We start from the raw sequence: 19,913 nt of genomic DNA on the forward strand, positions 1-19,913 counted from the left end.
AGACTATTTTTCTACTGTAGTAGAGGTTATCCGGAATTTAAGAACGATAGGTTTTTTGCGCTCTTCCTCACGCTTGCAGGCTTCTTCCTTATCATAACGGGAATTGTCTCTGAAGGCTTTTACGATAAGGGCAAGTGAAGTGAGAGGCCATATATATTTTAACCAGTCTTCAATCAGATAGGAAGTCTCAAATGAAAAGCAATCATGAATCCCGGCATTCAACAGGCAAAAGAAAAGCCCCAATCCGAACAAAAGAAGGATTGTGCCTGATGCAAAATGTTTGCCCGTATAAAGCAAATATCCTGCCAGTGAGAATATGAATGTGACCGATATAAAAAAAACATAAACCATAGTAACTGAATTTAGCCCGTAAATCAGTGCAAATATAAAGAATTAATGGCAAACGAGGTAGAGTTCAAGCTAAAAATTAGGACTGACGGCAAAGATACCTTCCATGATCTGACCGTTGATGCCGAATCTTTTGACTCGGCTGTGAAACGTGTGACGGAAACAGCCAGGAAAGCATCGGATGAAATCCAGAATATGGCGATGAAGAACCTTAACTGGGATATGTTCATCAATGCTACGGACCAGCTCAATAGTAGTATTCAAAGCCTTGCCGGGGGGTATGACAGTTTTGACAAGTCCATGCGTGCAGCCAATACCATGGCAGGTAAAACGGGGAAAAATCTCGATTCGTTGACCGATAGTGTAAAGGAACTGAGCAAGAACATTCCCATGGTTCGTGAGGAACTGGCCGGTGGCCTGTATCAGGTTATCTCGAACGGTGTACCCGAAGACAACTGGATCAGTTTCCTGGAACAAAGCAGCAAGGCTGCCGTGGGTGGCATCGCCGATTTGGGGCAAACGGTCACGGTCACTTCCACCATCATCAAGAACTACGGTCTGGAATGGGATACTGCCGGAAGCATTCAGGACAAGATACAGAAGACCGCCAAGAACGGTGTAACTAGTTTTGAACAATTAGCGGCCGCATTGCCCCGTGTCAGTGGCAGTGCTTCACAGCTGGGCATCAGTATTGATGAACTGATGGCCGTATTCGCTACTACAACAGGAGTAACAGGCAATACTGCCGAAGTCAGCACCGCCCGTGCCGCCATAGCTTCCACTACGGGGGCGATACGCCTGATGAACATCGCCATTGCATCCAGCCCTTATCTGATAGCGGCCGCATCCGCTGCTGCGTTGGCTGTAGGTATTTACAAGATATGTACCTCTTCAAGTGAAACGGAAGAAGCCCAGAACAAGGCATGAACACAGTAATTTGTGGGAAAAGGCTATTTGCAGACAGGAATATAATAAGAGGGTGGTTTACAGCAAACCGCAATGTATCAGAACGCATCACGGTGTGTCATCGGATTGGTCTCCCGATTGAGACCCCAAGAAAAAAGCCCTTGAAAGTGATTGACTTTCAAGGACTTTGGAATGTTATTGCGGTGCGTACGGGACTCGAACCCGTGACCCCATGCGTGACAGGCATGTATTCTAACCAACTGAACTAACGCACCATTATTTCATTTTATCATTGCTATCTCTCTCGATTGCGGTTGCAAAGGTAGGTATTTCTTTGGAATCTGCAATACCTGTGATGAATATTTTTTTGATGCGATTTTGCTGTGATTGTCTTATATCCTCATATTGAGAAGATTGTATGAATGAAAAAAGTTGCTATTTAACGATTGTTTAGAAATTCGCTTTCGAGAGGTTCTAATGCTTGCAGGAAAATCTATTCTTGGAGAAAACGAAACATTTTGAGGCATCTTTTAAACTTCTTGCTTGAAAAGTTCGTTGATTTGCAATAAATCGTTATTTTTGCGAACTCAAAACGGAAATGTTGTAACTTAAATACAGTAAAAACGGAATTTTAGAATGATGAAAACGGCTAAACTGTTACTTCATTGTCCCGACCGACCGGGGATTTTGGCGGAAGTGACAGACTTTATAACGGTAAATAAGGGGAATATTATCTATCTGAATCAATATATAGATCATGTCGAGGATATCTTTTTCATGCGTATTGAGTGGGAATTGCAGGATTTCCTGATACTTCAAGAAAAGACAGACCGTGCGGTTCAAAAACATATTGAACGCAAGGTGCTGGCATATAAAAATAGAACAGTCATATTTAATTAAAGGATAATTGATGGAAGTTGCGGTCATAAAATACAATGCAGGTAATATCCGTTCGGTGGATTACGCTTTGAGACGTTTGGGGGTGGAGGCGGTCATTACGGCAGATGAGGCGGTGTTGCGCGCAGCCGACAAAGTGATATTTCCCGGTGTTGGCGAGGCGGAAACCACGATGAGTTTTTTGCAGGCAGGAGGCATGGACAGACTGATAAAAGAATTGCGCCAACCGGTATTGGGAATATGCCTGGGAATGCAGTTGATGTGTCGTCATTCGGAAGAAGGTAATGTCGATGGACTTGGAATCTTTGATGCCGATGTGAAGCGTTTTGTCTCCCGCAGGCATGAAGACAAGGTTCCGCACATGGGATGGAATACCATTACGCAGACTGATAGCGACTTGTTCAAAGGCTTTACGAAAGAAGAGTTTGTCTATTTCGTGCATAGCTTTTATGTTCCGGTCAATGACTGCACGGCAGCCGTGACGGATTATATCCTGCCGTTCAGTGCCGCTTTGCACAAGGACAACTATTATGCTACCCAGTTCCACCCGGAAAAGAGTGGGAGTGTAGGCGAACGCATCTTGCGGAATTTTTTGGAGTTATGAGGAAATACGAAAAATGTAAATCATCAACGTACCTATGTGTTAAGGACAAGAAATGCGCCATGACCATAGGGAATAAACCGAAAATAGAATGATTGAACTGATACCTGCCATTGATATTATCGGTGGAAAGTGTGTACGTCTGTCCCAAGGCGATTACGACAGTAAGAAGGTGTATAACGAGAATCCGGTGGAAGTAGCCAAAAAACTGGAGGCTCACGGCATCCGTCGCCTTCATGTGGTTGATTTGGATGGGGCGGCTTCGCATCATGTGGTGAATTACCGTACATTGGAACAGATTGCCTCGCGCACTTCCTTGATTATTGATTTTGGAGGTGGCGTGAAGAGTGACGAAGATTTAATCATCGCTTTTGAAAATGGCGCGCAGATGGTGACGGGTGGCAGCATTGCCGTGAAGAATCCCGGAATATTTTGCCGTTGGCTGCAGATGTATGGCTCGGAGAAAATGATTCTCGGTGCTGATGTGAAAGATTACAAGATTGCAGTTAACGGCTGGAAAGACGAAAGTGCTTGTGAACTGTTCCCTTTCCTCAAGGAATATGTGGAGAAAGGCATACGGAAGGTAATCTGCACGGATATCTGTTGTGACGGGATGCTGCAGGGTCCTTCCACGTCTTTGTACAAGGAAATATTGGAACGGCATCCGGGGCTGTATCTGATTGCCAGCGGTGGAGTGAGTTGTGCTGATGACATACGTATGCTGGAGGCTGCCGGTGTGCCTGCCGTCATTTTCGGCAAGGCTTTGTATGAGGGCCGTATCAGTTTTAAGGAATTGGAAAGATTTATGATTTGTAATTTATGATTTATTCATGCGGTATAGCGGTTAATCATAAATCGAGTCATAAGTAATAAGTAATAAATCATAAATCAGTTCGTTGTGTTAGCGAAAAGAATTATTCCCTGCCTTGATATCAAAGACGGGCAGACAGTGAAAGGAACCAATTTTGTGAATTTGCGCCAGGCGGGTGATCCGGTTGAATTGGCGCGTGCTTATAGCGGGCAGGGTGCCGATGAATTGGTATTCCTGGATATCACGGCCAGTTTTGAAGGACGGAAAACCTTTACTGAGCTGGTGAAACGCATTGCTGCCAATATCAGTATTCCCTTTACCGTAGGTGGAGGTATCCATGAGCTGGGTGACGTGGACCGCCTCCTGAATGCCGGTGCGGATAAGATTTCCATCAATTCTTCTGCCATCCGCTGTCCGGGATTGATAGATGAGATAGCCAAGCATTTCGGCTCGCAAGTCTGTGTGCTGGCAGTGGATGCCAAGCAGACGGAGAAGGGCTGGTGGTGCTATCTGAACGGTGGACGTGTGGAGACGGACAAGGAACTGTTTTCCTGGACAAAAGAGGCGCAGGAACGTGGAGCGGGAGAGGTGCTCTTTACCAGTATGGATCATGACGGTGTAAAGACCGGATATGCCAATGAAGCTCTTTCCGTATTGGCGGACAGGCTTTCCATACCTGTCATTGCGTCGGGGGGGGCAGGTGCAAAAGAGCATTTCCGTGACGTGTTTTTGGAAGGAAAAGCGGATGCTGCATTGGCTGCCAGTGTTTTTCACTTCGGAGAAATTAAAATTCCCGATTTAAAATCGTATCTTTGCGCCCAAGGAATTGCGATGAGAAAATAAGGGAGGATTATAAATCTCCGGTCATTAAAGCAGTAAAATGAATCGTGAATAGCTAAATCGTAAATAAAATGATGTTGGATTTTGACAAGATGAACGGACTTGTTCCGGCAATTATACAGGATGCAGATACCGCCAAGGTATTGATGCTGGGGTTTATGAACCGGGAAGCATACGACAAAACGGTAGAGACGGGAAAGGTGACTTTCTTTAGCCGTACCAAGAATCGCCTTTGGACGAAAGGCGAGGAGAGTGGCAACTTTTTGAATGTGGTTTCCATGAAAGAAGACTGTGACAAAGATACTCTGCTGATTCAGGTACATCCTGTGGGGCCTGTCTGCCATACCGGTGCAGATACTTGTTGGGGCGAAAAGAACGAGCAGCCTGTCATGTTCCTGAAGCTTCTTCAAGATTTCATAGACAAGCGTCATGAAGAGATGCCCGAGGGATCCTACACGACCAGCCTGTTTGAATCCGGTGTCAACAAGATGGCGCAGAAGGTAGGTGAAGAGGCTGTAGAAACAGTTATTGAAGCTTGCAACGGAACGGACGAACGTCTGATTTATGAAGGAGCCGATTTGCTGTATCATCTGATTGTGTTGCTTACTTCCAAAGGCTACCGCATCGAGGATCTTGCCCGTGAGTTGGAAGAACGCCACAGTGTGAACTGGAAGAAGCACTGATTAAATTAAAGAATTAAGAATTTGAGAATTAAGAAAATTCAAAATTCAAAATTAATAAATGGCGCTGATAAAATATAGGAACGTAGAGATACATCAGCAGGAGTTGTGTGTATTGAATGATGTGAATTTGGAACTTCACAAGGGAGAGTTCGTGTATCTGGTAGGTAAAGTCGGCTCTGGCAAGACCAGCCTGCTCAAGACGTTCTACGGAGAACTGGATATTGCAGCGGGAGAGGCCGAAGTGATGGGGTATGACATGCTTCATATAAAGCGTAAGCATATTCCGCAATTGCGCCGTAAACTTGGCATTATCTTCCAGGATTTCCAGCTGCTAACCGACCGTACGGTTTATGATAATCTTGAATTTGTACTCCGGGCCACCGGGTGGAAAAACAAGGGGGAGATTAAAGGCCGTATAGAAGAAGTGCTGACGTTGGTCGGCATGAGTAACAAAGGGTATAAACTGCCCAACGAGCTTTCGGGTGGCGAGCAGCAACGGATTGTAATTGCGCGGGCCGTGCTCAATTCCCCGGATATAATCCTAGCGGACGAGCCTACGGGAAACCTGGATGTTGAAACAGGACGTGCCATTGCGGGGTTGTTGCATGATATCAGCGAGGCAGGTGCCTTGGTAGTGATGACAACGCACAATCTGCAGTTGCTCCGTGAGTTTCCGGGAAAGGTGTACCGCTGTACCGATCATCTGATGACGGATGTCACGGCGGAATACAATCCTGCGGAAATTGATAATTAAAGAATTAAAAATGAAAGCTTCGTAGCTAACAGCTCGTAGCTTGTAACTATAAACTAATTAATACAGGAACGAAAATGAAAGTTTTAAAGTTTGGAGGTACTTCTGTAGGTTCGGCTCAACGAATGAAGGAAGTTGCCAAATTGATTACCGATGGTGAACGTAAGATTGTGGTTCTCTCCGCCATGTCGGGTACCACAAACACATTGGTTGAGATTTCGGACTATCTGTACAAGAAGAATCCGGAAGGTGCCAACGAGATTATCAACAAGCTGGAATCTAAATACCGCCAGCATATTGATGAGCTTTTTGCTACTCCGGAGTATAAACAGAAAGGCCTGGAACTGATCAAATCTCATTTTGACTATATCCGTTCTTACACTAAAGATCTCTTCACCTTGTTTGAAGAAAAGGTGGTACTGGCTCAGGGTGAGTTGATTTCTACCGCCATGATGAACTACTATTTGCAGGAATGTGGCGTGAAGTCTGTTTTACTTCCGGCTTTGGAATATATGCGTACGGACAAGAACGCTGAGCCCGATCCTATCTATATCAAGGAGAAGCTTCAGGTGCAGCTGGAGTTGCATCCGGAGGCTGAAATCTACATTACGCAAGGATTTATCTGTCGCAACGCATACGGTGAGATTGATAACCTGCAACGTGGAGGAAGCGACTATACGGCTTCTTTGATAGGTGCCGCCGTTAACGCTTCGGAAATTCAGATTTGGACAGATATTGACGGCATGCACAATAACGATCCCCGTATCGTGGACAAGACGGCTCCGGTGCGTCATCTCCATTTTGAAGAGGCTGCCGAGCTGGCCTATTTCGGCGCGAAGATTCTGCATCCTACCTGCATCCAGCCTGCCAAGTACGCCAACATTCCTGTGCGTTTGCTCAACACCATGGATCCTACGGCTCCGGGTACATTGATTTCAAACGATACGGAAAAAGGCAAAATCAAGGCTGTGGCCGCTAAAGACAACATTACGGCCATCAAGATAAAGTCCAGCCGTATGTTGCTTGCCCACGGTTTCCTGCGTAAGGTATTTGAGATTTTCGAAAGTTACCAGACGTCCATCGACATGATTTGTACTTCCGAGGTGGGAGTGTCCGTGTCTATCGATAACATAAAACATCTGAATGAAATCTTGGATGATTTGAAAAAGTATGGCACGGTGACTGTAGATAAAGACATGTGCATTATCTGCGTGGTGGGTGACCTTGAATGGGAAAACGTAGGTTTCGAGGCCAAGGCTCTGGATGCCATGCGTGATATTCCTGTACGTATGATTTCATTCGGCGGCAGCAACTACAACATCTCTTTCCTTATCCGTGAATGTGATAAGAAAGCTGCTTTGCAGTCGCTCAGCGATGCGCTGTTCAACGAGGAATAAACGATTTCCTGTATTACAATTATTATATGAAAGGAACATTCCCTATTAATAAATTCAGCGAGTTGCGTACCCCTTTCTATTATTATGATACGAAGGTGTTGCGCGACACGCTTTCCTGCATCCGCACTGAAGCGTCGAAGTATGACAACTATTCAGTACATTATGCCGTGAAGGCCAATGCCAACCCTAAAGTGCTTACTATTATCCGCGAGAACGGTCTGGGTGCCGACTGCGTAAGCGGCGGAGAGATACGTGCTGCCATCAAGGCAGGCTTTCCTTCCGGCAAGATCGTGTTTGCCGGGGTGGGCAAGGCCGATTGGGAAATAAATTTAGGATTGGACTATGATATATTCTGCTTCAATGTGGAATCTGTTCCCGAACTGGAGGTGATTAATGGGCTGGCTGCCGCCAAGGGCAAGGTTGCCAACGTTGCTTTTCGCATCAACCCCAACGTAGGTGCGCATACGCATGCAAACATCACTACTGGGCTGGCGGAGAATAAGTTCGGTATTAGCATGCAGGACATGGATCATGTGATTGATGTTGCCGGGGAAATGAATAATGTCAAATTCATCGGCTTGCACTTCCACATCGGTTCACAAATTCTGGACATGGGAGACTTCGTGGCATTGTGCAATCGTGTCAACGAGTTGCAGGACAAGCTTGAAGCGCGCCGCATCCGTATCGAGCACATCAATGTGGGCGGTGGCCTGGGCATTGACTATGCGCATCCCAACCGCCAGGCTATTCCCGATTTCAAAAAGTACTTTATCGCCTATGATGAACATTTGAAGTTGCGCTCTTACCAGACGCTTCACTTCGAGTTGGGACGTTCGGTGGTGGGACAGTGCGGTTCTCTTATTTCGCGGGTGCTCTATGTAAAGCAAGGCACCAACAAGCAGTTCGCCATCCTCGATGCGGGTATGACGGACCTTATCCGTCCGGCGCTTTATCAGGCATTCCATAAGATAGAGAATATCACTTCGGATGCTCCAATGCAAACTTATGATGTGGTAGGACCTATCTGCGAGTCTTCTGATGTCTTCGGCAAGGCCATTGACCTAAACGGTGTAAAACGTGGCGATCTCATCGCTCTCCGTTCCGCCGGTGCATACGGTGAAATCATGGCGTCCGGTTACAACTGCCGGGAATTGCCGCAGGGATATACTTCGGAAGAATTGGTGTGATAATTTTTTGTATCCTGCTTTAATGCGGTAAACACTCTGGAATGACTTTCGCTGTCTGACTTGGAGTATTGTAATTTATTATATAAAAAATGTTATTAGATGAACAAAATTGATGTGTTGTTGTTACTTTTGTAATGATTTCAATTTAACTAATAAATACGATTATGATTACAGAAAAATTACAAAACGCAATTAACGGACAGATTACGGCTGAGATGTGGTCTTCAAACCTGTATTTGGCAATGTCTTTCTATATGGAGAAAGAAGGTTATTCCGGTATGGCTTCTTGGTTGAGGAAGCAATCATCCGAGGAAAAAGCGCATGCTTGTGAATTGGCCTCTTATGTTATTAAACGTGGTGGTAAGGCCAAATTGGATAAGATTGATGTAGTGCCCAATGATTTCGGGACTCCGCTGGAAGTGTTCGAGCAGGTGTATGAGCACGAATGTCGCGTGTCTAAGATGGTTGACGAACTGGTTGATGTGGCTGCTGCCGAAAAGGATAAGGCTTCCCAGGATTTCTTGTGGGGATTTGTTCGCGAGCAGGTAGAAGAAGAAGCTACCGCTGCCGGTATTGTAGATATGATTAAGAAAGCCGGCGCTACCGGAATCTTCTTTGTGGATGTAAAATTGGGAGAGCGCAAATAATATTGCTTGGAAGCTTTATAGAAGATAGGCAAAAACTAAAAAAGTCCTGTAATGTATTTTATATTACAGGACTTTTTTTAGTTATGGATCTCTTATTTCAGTACGCCCAATTCTTTTCCTACCTTAATGAAAGCTGCAATACACTTGTCAAGGTGTTCCTTTTCGTGGCCTGCAGAAATCTGTACACGGATACGTGCCTGTTCCTTTGGAACAACCGGGTAGTAGAATCCCGTTACGTAAATACCTTCTTCCTGCATGCGGGCTGCGTAAATCTGGGATAATTTGGCATCATACAGCATGACCGCGCAAATGGCGCTTTGGGTCGGCTTGATGTCGAAACCGGCGGCAGTCATCTTGTCGCGGAAGTAGTTGACGTTCTCTACAAGCTTGTCATGCAGCGCATTGCTTTCTTTCAGCATTCTGAATACTTCAAGGCTTGCACCTATGATACCTGGAGCCAATGAGTTGGAGAACAGGTAAGGACGGCTGCGCTGACGCAGCAAGTCAATGATTTCTTTGCGTCCGGTAGTGAATCCGCCCAAAGCACCGCCAAAGGCTTTGCCTAGAGTGCCGGTGTAGATATCTACCCGTCCGTAGGTGTTGTATTGCTCGCTGACACCGTGTCCTGTAGGACCTACCACACCGGCGGAGTGAGATTCGTCCACCATAACCAATGCGTCGTATTTCTCGGCCAGGTCACAAATCCGGTCCATCGGAGCCACATTGCCGTCCATAGAGAAAACACCGTCTGTAACAATGATGCGGAAACGTTGGGCCTGTGCTTCTTGCAGGCATCTTTCAAGATCTGCCATGTCGGCATTGGCATAGCGGTAGCGTTTTGCTTTACAAAGGCGGACACCGTCAATGATGGAAGCATGGTTCAAGGCATCGGAGATGATAGCGTCTTCTTCCGTGAAGAGGGGTTCGAATACACCGCCGTTGGCATCGAAGCAGGCTGCGTAGAGAATCGTGTCTTCTGTCTTGAAGTAATCGGAAATGGCGGCTTCCAGTTCCTTGTGGATATCTTGCGTTCCGCAGATGAAACGCACGGATGACATTCCATAACCGCGGCGTTCCATTATTTTTTGCGCTGCAGCAATCAGGTTGGGATGGTTGGATAATCCCAGATAATTGTTGGCACAGAAGTTCAGCACTTCCTTGCCTTTCACAGTGATAGCAGCTTGTTGTGCACTTTCAATCAGGCGCTCTTCCTTATAGAGCCCAGCTTCTTTAATTTCAGCAAGTGTCTTGCTGAGATGGTTTTGCATTTTACCGTACATAGCGATTTAATATTTAATGGTGATACATGTTAAGAACATGCTTTGCAAAGGACATCATTTTTCTTGGAATAAACAATATCTTTTTGATAGAAATATGAAAAAAAAGTGTGTATCTTTGCGCACGATATTAATAAATACCTTATTAAATAAGTCTTATGAAAAATATTTTGGTAATTGGAGCTACCGGACAGATTGGTTCGGAACTTACATTGGAGTTGCGTAAACGTTATGGTGCTGATCATGTTGTAGCCGGATATATTCCCAGCGCTATGCCTAAGGGAGAATTGAAGGCATCAGGTCCTTCGGCCATTGCGGACGTAACGGATCGTCAGTCTATTGAAGTAGTGGTACGTCAATTTAAGATTGATACGATATACAATTTGGCGGCTTTGCTGTCGGTTGTCGCTGAAAGCCGCCCGGCCATGGCATGGAAAATCGGTATCGATGGTTTGTGGAATGTATTGGAAGTGGCACGCGAGTACAACTGTGCCGTGTTCACGCCCAGCTCTATCGGCTCATTCGGAGAGGCCACTCCGCATATAAAGACCCCGCAGGATACAATTCAGCGTCCCCGTACGATGTATGGTGTGACGAAAGTGACTACTGAGTTGTTAAGTGACTATTATTACACGAAATACGGGGTTGATACCCGTGCGGTGCGTTTCCCGGGAATCATCTCGAACGTGACTCCTCCGGGGGGTGGCACAACCGACTATGCTGTGGATATATTCTATTCTGCCGTCAAGGGAGAGAAGTTTGTATGTCCGGTGAAGGCAGGTACTTATATGGATATGATGTATATGCCCGACGCGCTGAATGCGGCGATTTCTTTGATGGAGGCGGTTCCGGCAAGACTGAAGCACCGCAACGCGTTCAACATCGCTTCCATGAGTTTTGATCCGGAGCAGATTTATCAGGAGATCAAGAAGCATGTGCCTGATTTTGAAATGGTATATGAAATAGATCCGCTGAAACAGGCGATTGCCGACAGTTGGCCCGATTCTCTGGATGATACTTGTGCCCGTGAAGAATGGGATTGGGTGCCGCAGTATGATTTGGAGTCCATGACTGTAGATATGCTTGAGAAATTAAGAGCTAAATTAAATAAGTGACCGTAGGGTCCGTAAAAGATGAAAAAAGTATTATTGGGATCCATATTGTTCGCTTTGTTGGTTTCATGTGGAAATGGAAAGACGAAAATGGATCCCTTTACTACCATTACGGGAATGGTGGATTCGGTCGGTCATAAGGCCGATACATTGCGGGAAGCGGGAGTGAAGGAAGAGCCTGAACCCATAGAGGCGGACGAGTTGTTTGATGATTTTATCTTCAACTATGCCTCGGATGATGCCTTGCAGAGGCAGAGGACGGTTTTCCCTTTACCTTATTATAATGGGGATACTCCTTCCAAGATAGAGGAGAAGTTTTGGAAACATGACTATCTGTTCACGAAACAGAGTTATTATACCATGCTTTTCGACAAGGAGGGTGATATGGATATGGTAGGTGATACTGCACTGAGTGCTGTACAGGTAGAATGGATTTTCCTGAAAACCCGTATGGTGAAGAAGTATTACTTTCAGCGTGTCAAGGGCATGTGGATGCTTGAGGCCATCAACCTTCGCCATATCGAGGAAGGAGAAAATGAGGACTTTGTAAGCTTCTATACCCGTTTTGTTACCGATAGCCTGTACCAGAGCCGCCACATCCGTAATCCGTTGCAGTATATCACCATTGATCCGGATGATGAATTCTCTATTCTGGAAACTACCCTTGATGTGAATCAGTGGTATGCTTTCCGTCCGGTGATGCCTGTGGATAAACTGTCTAACATCAATTACGGGCAGAAGAATGAAGACTTGTCCAATACCAAAATATTGAAAGTGAATGGTATTGGCAATGGATACTCCGTCATTTTTTATTTCCGGAAACGGGGAGGAGAATGGGAGTTGTACAAATACGAAGATACAAGTATTTAAGTATTTACGATTTGACGGTTTGCGATTGAAGTCTGTATTGTACTTTATGCACCGTCAAATCGTAAATATTATAAGTTTATAGTTTATGATAGGTGATGGGGTAAAAAAGATTCCTAATACATTCGGTGTTGATGTCTCTGCTGCAAGTTTTTTTGAATACGGTTCGGAAGATGAACTGTGTGAGGGGATTGTGGCAGGAAGTATTACCATGCCTTATCTGCATATAGGGAGTGGCAGTAATCTGCTTTTTATAAAGGATTATGAAGGGACGGTGCTGCATTCGTGCATTAAAGGGATAGACGTGACGGCGGAGGATGAAGACCGGGTCTGGGTACGCGTCGGTGCCGGGATGGTATGGGATGATTTTGTGGCATATTGTGTGGAACATAACTGGTATGGCACCGAAAACCTGTCATTGATACCCGGTGAGGTGGGGGCGAGTGCCGTACAGAACATCGGGGCCTATGGCGTAGAGGTGAAGGATTTGGTCACTTCTGTCGAAACCGTGAACATTTTGGGGGAGAAACGGGTTTTCCGGGTACAGGAATGTGAATATGCTTACCGGAAAAGCATTTTTAAACGTCCGGAAATGAAGTCGGTTTTTGTGACCTATGTGAATTTCTGCTTGTCAAAGAAAGAGTCTTATATGTTGGACTACGGGACTATCCGTCAGGAGTTGGCAAAATATCCGGCTGTGGATTTAAAAACCTTGCGCCATGTGATTATTGGTATCCGTGAAAGCAAATTGCCCGATCCGAAAATCTTGGGAAATGCCGGAAGTTTTTTTATGAATCCCATCGTGCCCCGTGTGCAGTTTGAGGCATTGCATCGGCAATACCCTTCTATGCCACACTACGATGTGGATGAAGAGAGGGTGAAAATTCCTGCCGGATGGATGATAGACCGCTGTGGCTGGAAAGGCAAGGCTTTGGGTGCGGCTGCCGTGCATGATAAACAGGCACTGGTATTGGTTAATCTGGGTGGTGCGTCCGGTGCTGATATAGTACTCTTGTCGGATGCTGTCAGAGCTTCGGTATATGAAAAGTTCGGGATTGAAATTTATCCGGAAGTAAACTTTATAGGTTGAAGCAGCCAACTGCTTTGACTACTCTAACTACTCATATAGGTATGAAACTGAGAATATTGGGAAGCGGTACTTCAACGGGAGTACCGGAGATAGGCTGTACTTGCCCGGTATGTACTTCTGCCGATCCGCGGGATAACCGTTTGCGTGCATCGTCGTTCGTGCATACGGATGATGCGGTGATATTGATTGATTGTGGTCCCGATTTCAGGGAACAGATGTTGCGAATGTCTTCTTTTGAAAAGATTGACGGGGTGCTGATTACTCATGAACATTACGATCATGCGGGCGGACTGGATGATTTACGTCCGTTCTGCCGTTTTGGCGAGATACCGGTCTATTCGGATGCCTATACCGCCGGCCATTTGCGTGCGAGGATGCCCTATTGTTTTGTGGACAAAGTCTATCCGGGAGTTCCGCGTATCTATCTTCAGGAAGTGGAAGCGGGCAAGCCGTTTTATATTAACCGGACAGAGATTTTGCCCCTTCAGGTCATGCATGGCAGACTGCCTATCCTGGGATACCGCATCGGGGGGCGTTTGGGGTATATTACGGACATGCTTACGATGCCCGAAGAATCTTATGAACAATTGAAAGGATTGGATGTTCTGGTTATAAATGCTTTACGTTTACAGCCTCATGCCACCCATCAAAGTATTTCAGAAGCATTGGTCGCTGCAGAACGTATTGGTGCCAAGGAAACTTATTTCATTCACATGAGCCATCATGCGGGTTTGCATGTGGAGCTTAGCAAGCAGTTGCCGCCCCATATCTACTTGGCTTATGATGGACAGGAAATAGTTTTCTAAACTTTTCGAAACGTTTGTTTTGTTTTATTAGTAGAAAATGTTATTTTTGCCAAAAGTTGATGAATGAATGCCATGAAATTCCGACTCCTCATACGAATAGCTGTCATTCTGTCCGTAGTGCTGCTATGTACGGGGTTTGGCGTGTATTCATTTTTCCGCATGAATGCGGTAGAGAACCAGCAGGATTTTAATCTTTATTCTCTGGTGCCGCAGGATGCCATTGCCGTACTCGAAACGGATCGTATGGCAGATTTGGTGGACGACATCAACCAGCTGAACTGCAGCAAGGAAAATCACTATCTTTATGTATCCGAGCTTTTTGTTTATTTGAAGGACCATCTATATACCTTGATGGATGATACCCCGCACGGGTTGAGCAGAGAAATGAACAAGATGCTGATTAGTTTTCATGAACCGGACACCCCGCTGAACCAAGTCCTGTATTGCAGCCTCGGTTCGGGTGATTATGAGTTGGTGGAAACCTTTATCCGGAAATATTGTTCCAGCAGTTTCCCTTCTAGATTCTTTGACTATAAAGGCGAGGAAATCCGGATTTATCCGATGTCGGACGGACGTTTCCTGGCTGCCTACTTTACACCGGATTTTCTGGCTGTCAGCTTTCAGAAGCGGCTTATAGAGCAGGTGATTGATGCGCGCCGTGAAAAGAAATCGTTGATGCATCTCCGGTCTTTCCGTACGATGCATGCGGGTAAGCATGACAACGTCGCGGCCACGGTATATGTCCGTATGAAGAAGGTGGATATGGGGAAACCTACGGATGGAATCCGTTCCCAGACCCGCTTGGGCAGTTGGGCCGAATTTGATATGAAGTTCAATGAAAATGCTATTTATTGTTCCGGTGTCAGTCATGGCGAAGATTCCACTCGGACGTTTATCAACGCTTTGCGCCGGCAGAAACCGATTGAAGGTTTTCCAGGAACATATCTTCCTTCCACCACATTCTTTTATGACAATTGGGCGCTTTCGGACAGAGAAGCTGTATTCCGTTTTACGGCCTATCAGGAGTATGCCAAGGCCATTTATTCCGATTATATCAAGAAGCGTGATGAAGAATGGATGACTTTCCTGCATGATTATGCGGGAGAGAGCGTGATGTCCTGTCTTTTCCAGTCGAAAGATACTTTGAACAAACTGCCTTGCGCGGTGATGAGTATTCCTGTGAAGGATGAACGTGCGGCCGAGCGCCGGTTGCAATCCTTGTTGAATAGGACGCCCAAAGAGGAGGATGCACCGCCGGTACCGCAGCTGTATCCGGAATATGCCAGGTATCCCAAGGCAAGAAGATTCCGCCAGTATATTTTGCCGCGGAATACGTTGCTTACCCAGATGACGGGTATTACGGAGTCTGCGCTTTATACTTATGCCTGTTTTTATAGGGGAAACCTGTTGCTGGCTCCCGATGCTCCCAGTCTTTCTGCCTATATCGATGCTGTAGAGAATTCCGATGTGCTGGACGGGACGCAGGTCTATGAAGAAGGGATAGGAAGCTTGTCACCGGTATATAGCTTCGTGATGATGGTGGACATGGAAGAAATGCTACGGCAACCGGAAACGTATGTGCGGCTGATACCGAACTTATTTTTCCGCCAGGCAAAGTTTTTCCGCAAATTCATGCTTGCCGTACAGTTTACATGTACGGAGGGGGTGGTTTACCCTAATATCGTGCTGCTCTATAAGGGAGAGGGGCAGGACTCTTGATCCGGTTTGGATGTATGCAGACAAGGCGTAAAATCGGAAAAAGCATCTTGTGCCTTGGATTTTACGCCTTGTTTGTTATCGTGATTCTTTCTGGTTTAGAAAGGCAAATCGTCCTTTGCGTCTCCAGATAGGAATTCCGGTGCGGCACTTGGTGCCGGGGGAGGTATAGGGGCGCCCGGTGCAGGTGCGGCGGCACTGACACGTTCCACCTTCCATGCACGGATACTGTTGAACCAGCGGTCTTGCCATTGGCGTGCATCCACATCGAAAGAAACGGTCAATTCTTCACCCATCTGAATGTTGAATTGTTCTATTTTATCTGCTCCAAAAACATCGAAACACATTTTGCGTGGATACTGGCCATGGTCTTCGATTACATATTCCTGCACTTTCCACTCGTTTCCGGTCTTAGAAACTCCGCCTCTGGGCTGGAGTATAGCGATGATTTTTCCTGTAAATTCCATTGTTCTCTTTTTAAATGATGCTGCGAAGTTACAATTTTTTAGTAATATGAGACGAATATTCGGCTGTTTTTTCTTTGTATTTCTTTGTCGTAGGGAATTCTTTTTTTAACTTTGTCCGTTGCTTAAATAAGAAGACAAAATAAAAACTTAAATATATAGATTATATGAAATTTATCGTTTCAAGTACTGCGCTCTCCAGTCATTTACAGGCTATCAGCCGGGTGATTAATTCGAAGAATGCGCTGCCTATTTTGGATTGTTTCCTTTTTGAACTGCAAGACGGAACTTTGTCTGTAACTGTATCTGACAGTGAAACGACTATGGTTACTACGGTCGAGGTCAATGAAAGCGATATGGACGGACGTTTTGCCGTGGCTGCCAAAACTTTGTTGGATGCCTTGAAAGAAATTCCCGAGCAACCGTTGACTTTTGAAATCAATACCTCTTCTTTGGAAATAACAGTACAGTATCAGAACGGTAAGTACAGTCTGATGGGACAGAATGCAGACGAATTTCCCCAGTCGGCCATGTTGGGTGACAATGCCGTACGTGTGGAAATGGATGCACAGATTCTGTTGGGCGGCATCAACCGTGCTGTTTTTGCTACGGCGGACGATGAACTCCGTCCCGTAATGAACGGTATCTATTTTGACATTACCACGGAGGACATCACGATGGTGGCATCCGACGGTCATAAGTTGGTGCGTTGTAAGACATTGGCTGCCAAGGGTAACGAGCGTGCCGCATTTATCCTGCCCAAGAAGCCGGCTTCTTTGATGAAGAACCTGCTGCCTAAGGAACAGGGCAATGTAACGATTGAGTTTGATGAACGCAACGCTGTGTTCACTTTGGAAAGCTACCGTATGGTGTGCCGTCTGATTGAAGGACGTTATCCGAACTACAATTCGGTTATTCCGCAAAATAACCCCTACAAAGTGACGGTGGACCGCCAGTTGTTGACCGGTGCCTTACGCCGCGTATCCATATTTTCATCGCAGGCAAGCAGCCTTATCAAGCTGCGTATGCAGGAGAACCTCATCGTTATTTCTGCCCAGGACATCGACTTTTCCACTTCGGCGGAAGAAACGCTGGTTTGCCAGTATGCGGGTAACCCGATGAGCATCGGTTTCAAATCTACTTTCTTGATTGATATTCTGAACAACATCTCTGCCGATGAGGTTATCATTGAATTGGCCGATCCGTCCCGAGCCGGTGTCATCATTCCGGTAGAGCAGGAAGAAAACGAGGATTTGCTGATGCTGCTGATGCCGATGATGCTGAATGACTGATGAATATTAGCAATCGGGTTATGAGCTACGAGCTACAAGTGGCTGCGCAATTATGCCGCACGGTACTTGTAGCTCGTGGCTTGTAAGTCAAACATATAATTTATAGCTCATAGCCAGAGCTTATAAAACGAAAAAACAATGAAATTGAATCTGAAAAATCCGATAGTTTTTTTTGATTTGGAGACTACCGGCACAAACATCAACTCTGACCGAATTGTTGAAATCTGTTATCTTAAAGTATATCCCAACGGGAATGAAGAATCGAAAACGATGCGTATCAATCCCGAAATGCATATTCCTGCAGAATCCTCTGCCGTACATGGCATTTATGACGAAGATATAGCAGATTGTCCCACTTTCAAGGAGGTGGCGCGCAAGATAGCCAATGATATTGAAGGCTGTGATCTTGCAGGTTTTAATTCCAACCGTTTCGATATACCGGTTTTGGCGGAAGAATTCCTGCGTGCCGGAGTGGACATTGACATGAGCCGTCGCAAATTTGTGGATGTGCAGGTTATTTTCCACAAGATGGAACAACGGACCTTGTCTGCCGCCTATAAATTCTATTGCGGCAAGAATCTGGAAGATGCCCATACGGCCGAAGCCGACACCCGTGCCACTTATGAGGTGCTGATGGCCCAGCTGGACCGTTACGGTGAATTGCAGAATGATGTAGCTTTCCTTGCTGACTATTCCAGTTTCAACAAGAACGTGGACTTTGCGGGCCGCATGGTTTATGATGACAATGGAGTGGAAGTATTCAATTTCGGCAAGTATAAGGGGATGTCTGTTTCGGAAGTTCTGAAACGTGATCCGGGTTATTACAGCTGGATTCTGAACAGTGATTTTACTCTGAACACCAAAGCGATGCTGACAAAGATACGCTTGCGCGAAATGACACAGAAATGAAGTAATCCGTAATTTTGATCATGGCAAATACTCTGAAAGGGAAAAAAATAGTATTGGGTATTACAGGGAGCATTGCTGCCTATAAAGCGTGTTACATTATCCGTGGGTTGATAAAGCGTGGTGCCGAAGTGCAGGTAGTCATTACTCCTGCCGGCAAGGAGTTCATTACTCCTGTCACTCTGTCCGCATTGACGAGTAAGCCGGTCATCAGTGAGTTTTTTGCCCAGCGTGACGGAACGTGGAACAGCCATGTGGATCTGGGATTGTGGGCGGACGCCATGCTGGTTGCTCCGGCAACAGCTTCTACCATTGGCAAGATGGCCAATGGAGTAGCCGACAATATGCTGATAACCACTTATCTTTCGGCAAAAGCACCTGTGTTTGTGGCTCCTGCTATGGACTTGGACATGTATGCACATCCTTCTACCCAAAAGAATCTGGAAACATTACGTTCTTATGGCAACCATATCATAGAACCGGGTACAGGAGAACTTGCCAGTCATCTGGTGGGTAAAGGGCGTATGGAAGAGCCGGAAAACATCATTCTCCACCTGGAACAATATTTCGCATCCAAAGAGGGGGATTTGGTCGGCAAGACCATTATGATAACCACAGGGCCTACTTACGAGAAGATTGATCCGGTACGTTTTATAGGTAATTATTCTTCCGGAAAGATGGGTTTTGCGCTTGCCGATGAATGTGCCGGCCGGGGAGCCAAAGTCATCTTGATTGCAGGCCCGGTACAGCAGACCACTCATTTTCCTATGTACCAGTATCATGCGGTGGAGTCGGCACAGCAGATGTATGATGTTGCCTGTAGTCTTTTTGGAGATGTGGATGCCGCTATCTTGTCTGCGGCTGTTGCCGATTATACACCGGAACAGGTGGCGGGCGAGAAAATCAAGCGGGAAAAGACCGGGAACATGACCTTGGAGCTGAAACCTACTCAGGACATTGCCGCCACCTTAGGAGGTTTGAAGAATTCCATGGAAGAAAGGAAGGTTCTTGTAGGTTTTGCGCTCGAGACCCATGACGAGCAGCATAATGCCGAAGGCAAACTCAACCGGAAGAACCTGGATTTCATCGTATTGAATTCTTTGAAGGACAAAGGAGCCGGTTTCCGCTATGATACAAATAAAATCAGTATCATAGACCGGGAAGGAAAGAAGGATTATCCGTTGAAGTCCAAGGCCGAAGTGGCTGTGGATATCGTAGATCATCTGGCAGAAGTCTTGAAAAGCTGATTATTGAAAGTTTGATCATTGATAAAATAATAGCCTACAAGATAGTCAATCAGTATTTTCAATCGTAA

At 45.8% G+C, this 19,913-nt stretch carries 20 protein-coding genes, 1 tRNA gene and 1 pseudogene; 18 read left to right on the forward strand and 4 right to left on the reverse strand.

The window, feature by feature from the left end; translation table 11 throughout:
- Positions 1-3: 3 nt before the first annotated feature.
- Positions 4-351 carry a hypothetical protein gene (locus HMPREF9446_RS04175; protein WP_009124173.1) on the reverse strand — a complete coding sequence of 116 codons (348 nt, stop codon included), beginning with the start codon at positions 349-351 and terminating at the stop codon, positions 4-6.
- Between the two features lie 45 nt (positions 352-396).
- Between HMPREF9446_RS04175 and HMPREF9446_RS04180 the strand changes: the two genes are divergently transcribed.
- Positions 397-1,275 carry a phage tail tape measure protein gene (locus HMPREF9446_RS04180; RefSeq protein WP_009124174.1) on the forward strand — a complete coding sequence of 293 codons (879 nt, stop codon included), beginning with the start codon at positions 397-399 and terminating at the stop codon, positions 1,273-1,275.
- A 180-nt stretch (positions 1,276-1,455) separates the two neighbouring features.
- Here HMPREF9446_RS04180 and HMPREF9446_RS04185 read toward each other — a convergent pair.
- Positions 1,456-1,529 (reverse strand) — tRNA-Asp (locus HMPREF9446_RS04185).
- 361 nt (positions 1,530-1,890) lie between these two features.
- Between HMPREF9446_RS04185 and HMPREF9446_RS04190 the strand changes: the two are divergent.
- The 9 genes and pseudogenes from HMPREF9446_RS04190 to HMPREF9446_RS04230 all read left to right on the forward strand — a co-directional run.
- Positions 1,891-2,085: pseudogene (locus HMPREF9446_RS04190) on the forward strand (ACT domain-containing protein); the annotation flags it as partial.
- Between the two features lie 79 nt (positions 2,086-2,164).
- Positions 2,165-2,755 carry an imidazole glycerol phosphate synthase subunit HisH gene (gene hisH, locus HMPREF9446_RS04195; protein ID WP_009124176.1) on the forward strand — a complete coding sequence of 197 codons (591 nt, stop codon included), beginning with the start codon at positions 2,165-2,167 and terminating at the stop codon, positions 2,753-2,755.
- An 88-nt stretch (positions 2,756-2,843) separates the two neighbouring features.
- Positions 2,844-3,575: a 1-(5-phosphoribosyl)-5-[(5-phosphoribosylamino)methylideneamino]imidazole-4-carboxamide isomerase gene (gene hisA / locus HMPREF9446_RS04200; protein ID WP_009124177.1), complete on the forward strand. Its 732-nt coding sequence runs from the start codon at positions 2,844-2,846 to the stop codon at positions 3,573-3,575.
- A 75-nt stretch (positions 3,576-3,650) separates the two neighbouring features.
- On the forward strand, positions 3,651-4,406 hold the full coding sequence (hisF, locus tag HMPREF9446_RS04205; RefSeq protein WP_009124178.1) for an imidazole glycerol phosphate synthase subunit HisF: 756 nt from the start codon (positions 3,651-3,653) through the stop codon (positions 4,404-4,406).
- A gap of 68 nt (positions 4,407-4,474) precedes the next feature.
- Positions 4,475-5,086, forward strand: a complete 612-nt coding sequence (gene hisIE / locus HMPREF9446_RS04210) for a bifunctional phosphoribosyl-AMP cyclohydrolase/phosphoribosyl-ATP diphosphatase HisIE (RefSeq protein ID WP_009124179.1) — start codon at positions 4,475-4,477, stop codon at positions 5,084-5,086.
- A gap of 58 nt (positions 5,087-5,144) precedes the next feature.
- Complete coding sequence (locus HMPREF9446_RS04215; protein WP_009124180.1) at positions 5,145-5,840, forward strand: cell division ATP-binding protein FtsE; 696 nt, start codon at positions 5,145-5,147, stop codon at positions 5,838-5,840.
- Positions 5,841-5,914: 74 nt separating this feature from the next.
- Positions 5,915-7,234, forward strand: a complete 1,320-nt coding sequence (locus HMPREF9446_RS04220; protein WP_009124181.1) for an aspartate kinase — start codon at positions 5,915-5,917, stop codon at positions 7,232-7,234.
- Positions 7,235-7,260: 26 nt separating this feature from the next.
- Entirely contained in the window at positions 7,261-8,421 is a 1,161-nt protein-coding gene (gene lysA, locus HMPREF9446_RS04225) for a diaminopimelate decarboxylase (RefSeq protein WP_009124182.1), read from the forward strand.
- 164 nt (positions 8,422-8,585) lie between these two features.
- Entirely contained in the window at positions 8,586-9,068 is a 483-nt protein-coding gene (locus HMPREF9446_RS04230) for a ferritin (protein WP_009124183.1), read from the forward strand.
- Between the two features lie 92 nt (positions 9,069-9,160).
- Here HMPREF9446_RS04230 and kbl read toward each other — a convergent pair whose 3' ends face one another.
- On the reverse strand, positions 9,161-10,348 hold the full coding sequence (gene kbl / locus HMPREF9446_RS04235) for a glycine C-acetyltransferase (RefSeq protein WP_009124184.1): 1,188 nt from the start codon (positions 10,346-10,348) through the stop codon (positions 9,161-9,163).
- Positions 10,349-10,503: 155 nt separating this feature from the next.
- Here kbl and HMPREF9446_RS04240 point away from each other — a divergent pair, with 155 nt between their 5' ends.
- From HMPREF9446_RS04240 to HMPREF9446_RS04260, 5 genes are all read left to right on the forward strand, one after another.
- Complete coding sequence (locus HMPREF9446_RS04240; protein ID WP_009124185.1) at positions 10,504-11,460, forward strand: NAD-dependent epimerase/dehydratase family protein; 957 nt, start codon at positions 10,504-10,506, stop codon at positions 11,458-11,460.
- 18 nt (positions 11,461-11,478) lie between these two features.
- Positions 11,479-12,327 carry a DUF4348 domain-containing protein gene (locus HMPREF9446_RS04245; RefSeq protein ID WP_009124186.1) on the forward strand — a complete coding sequence of 283 codons (849 nt, stop codon included), beginning with the start codon at positions 11,479-11,481 and terminating at the stop codon, positions 12,325-12,327.
- Positions 12,328-12,412: 85 nt separating this feature from the next.
- Positions 12,413-13,414, forward strand: coding sequence for a UDP-N-acetylmuramate dehydrogenase (gene murB, locus HMPREF9446_RS04250; protein ID WP_009124187.1), 1,002 nt, complete (start codon positions 12,413-12,415; stop codon positions 13,412-13,414).
- A 41-nt stretch (positions 13,415-13,455) separates the two neighbouring features.
- Positions 13,456-14,220 carry an MBL fold metallo-hydrolase gene (locus tag HMPREF9446_RS04255; protein WP_039968529.1) on the forward strand — a complete coding sequence of 255 codons (765 nt, stop codon included), beginning with the start codon at positions 13,456-13,458 and terminating at the stop codon, positions 14,218-14,220.
- Positions 14,221-14,292: 72 nt separating this feature from the next.
- Complete coding sequence (locus HMPREF9446_RS04260; RefSeq protein WP_039968552.1) at positions 14,293-15,939, forward strand: hypothetical protein; 1,647 nt, start codon at positions 14,293-14,295, stop codon at positions 15,937-15,939.
- Between the two features lie 95 nt (positions 15,940-16,034).
- Here HMPREF9446_RS04260 and HMPREF9446_RS04265 read toward each other — a convergent pair whose 3' ends face one another.
- Positions 16,035-16,403, reverse strand: a complete 369-nt coding sequence (locus HMPREF9446_RS04265) for a DUF3127 domain-containing protein (RefSeq protein ID WP_009124190.1) — start codon at positions 16,401-16,403, stop codon at positions 16,035-16,037.
- A 164-nt stretch (positions 16,404-16,567) separates the two neighbouring features.
- Between HMPREF9446_RS04265 and dnaN the strand changes: the two genes are divergently transcribed.
- The 3 genes from dnaN (at position 16,568) to coaBC (ending at position 19,845) form a co-directional block, all read left to right on the forward strand.
- On the forward strand, positions 16,568-17,692 hold the full coding sequence (gene dnaN / locus HMPREF9446_RS04270; protein ID WP_009124191.1) for a DNA polymerase III subunit beta: 1,125 nt from the start codon (positions 16,568-16,570) through the stop codon (positions 17,690-17,692).
- Between the two features lie 138 nt (positions 17,693-17,830).
- A complete protein-coding gene (locus HMPREF9446_RS04275) occupies positions 17,831-18,601 on the forward strand; it encodes a 3'-5' exonuclease (protein WP_009124192.1) in 771 nt (256 codons plus the stop codon).
- Positions 18,602-18,621: 20 nt separating this feature from the next.
- Entirely contained in the window at positions 18,622-19,845 is a 1,224-nt protein-coding gene (gene coaBC, locus HMPREF9446_RS04280) for a bifunctional phosphopantothenoylcysteine decarboxylase/phosphopantothenate--cysteine ligase CoaBC (protein ID WP_009124193.1), read from the forward strand.
- Positions 19,846-19,913 lie beyond the last annotated feature (68 nt).

This window comes from Bacteroides fluxus YIT 12057, from assembly GCF_000195635.1.
Classification (GTDB): domain Bacteria; phylum Bacteroidota; class Bacteroidia; order Bacteroidales; family Bacteroidaceae; genus Bacteroides; species Bacteroides fluxus.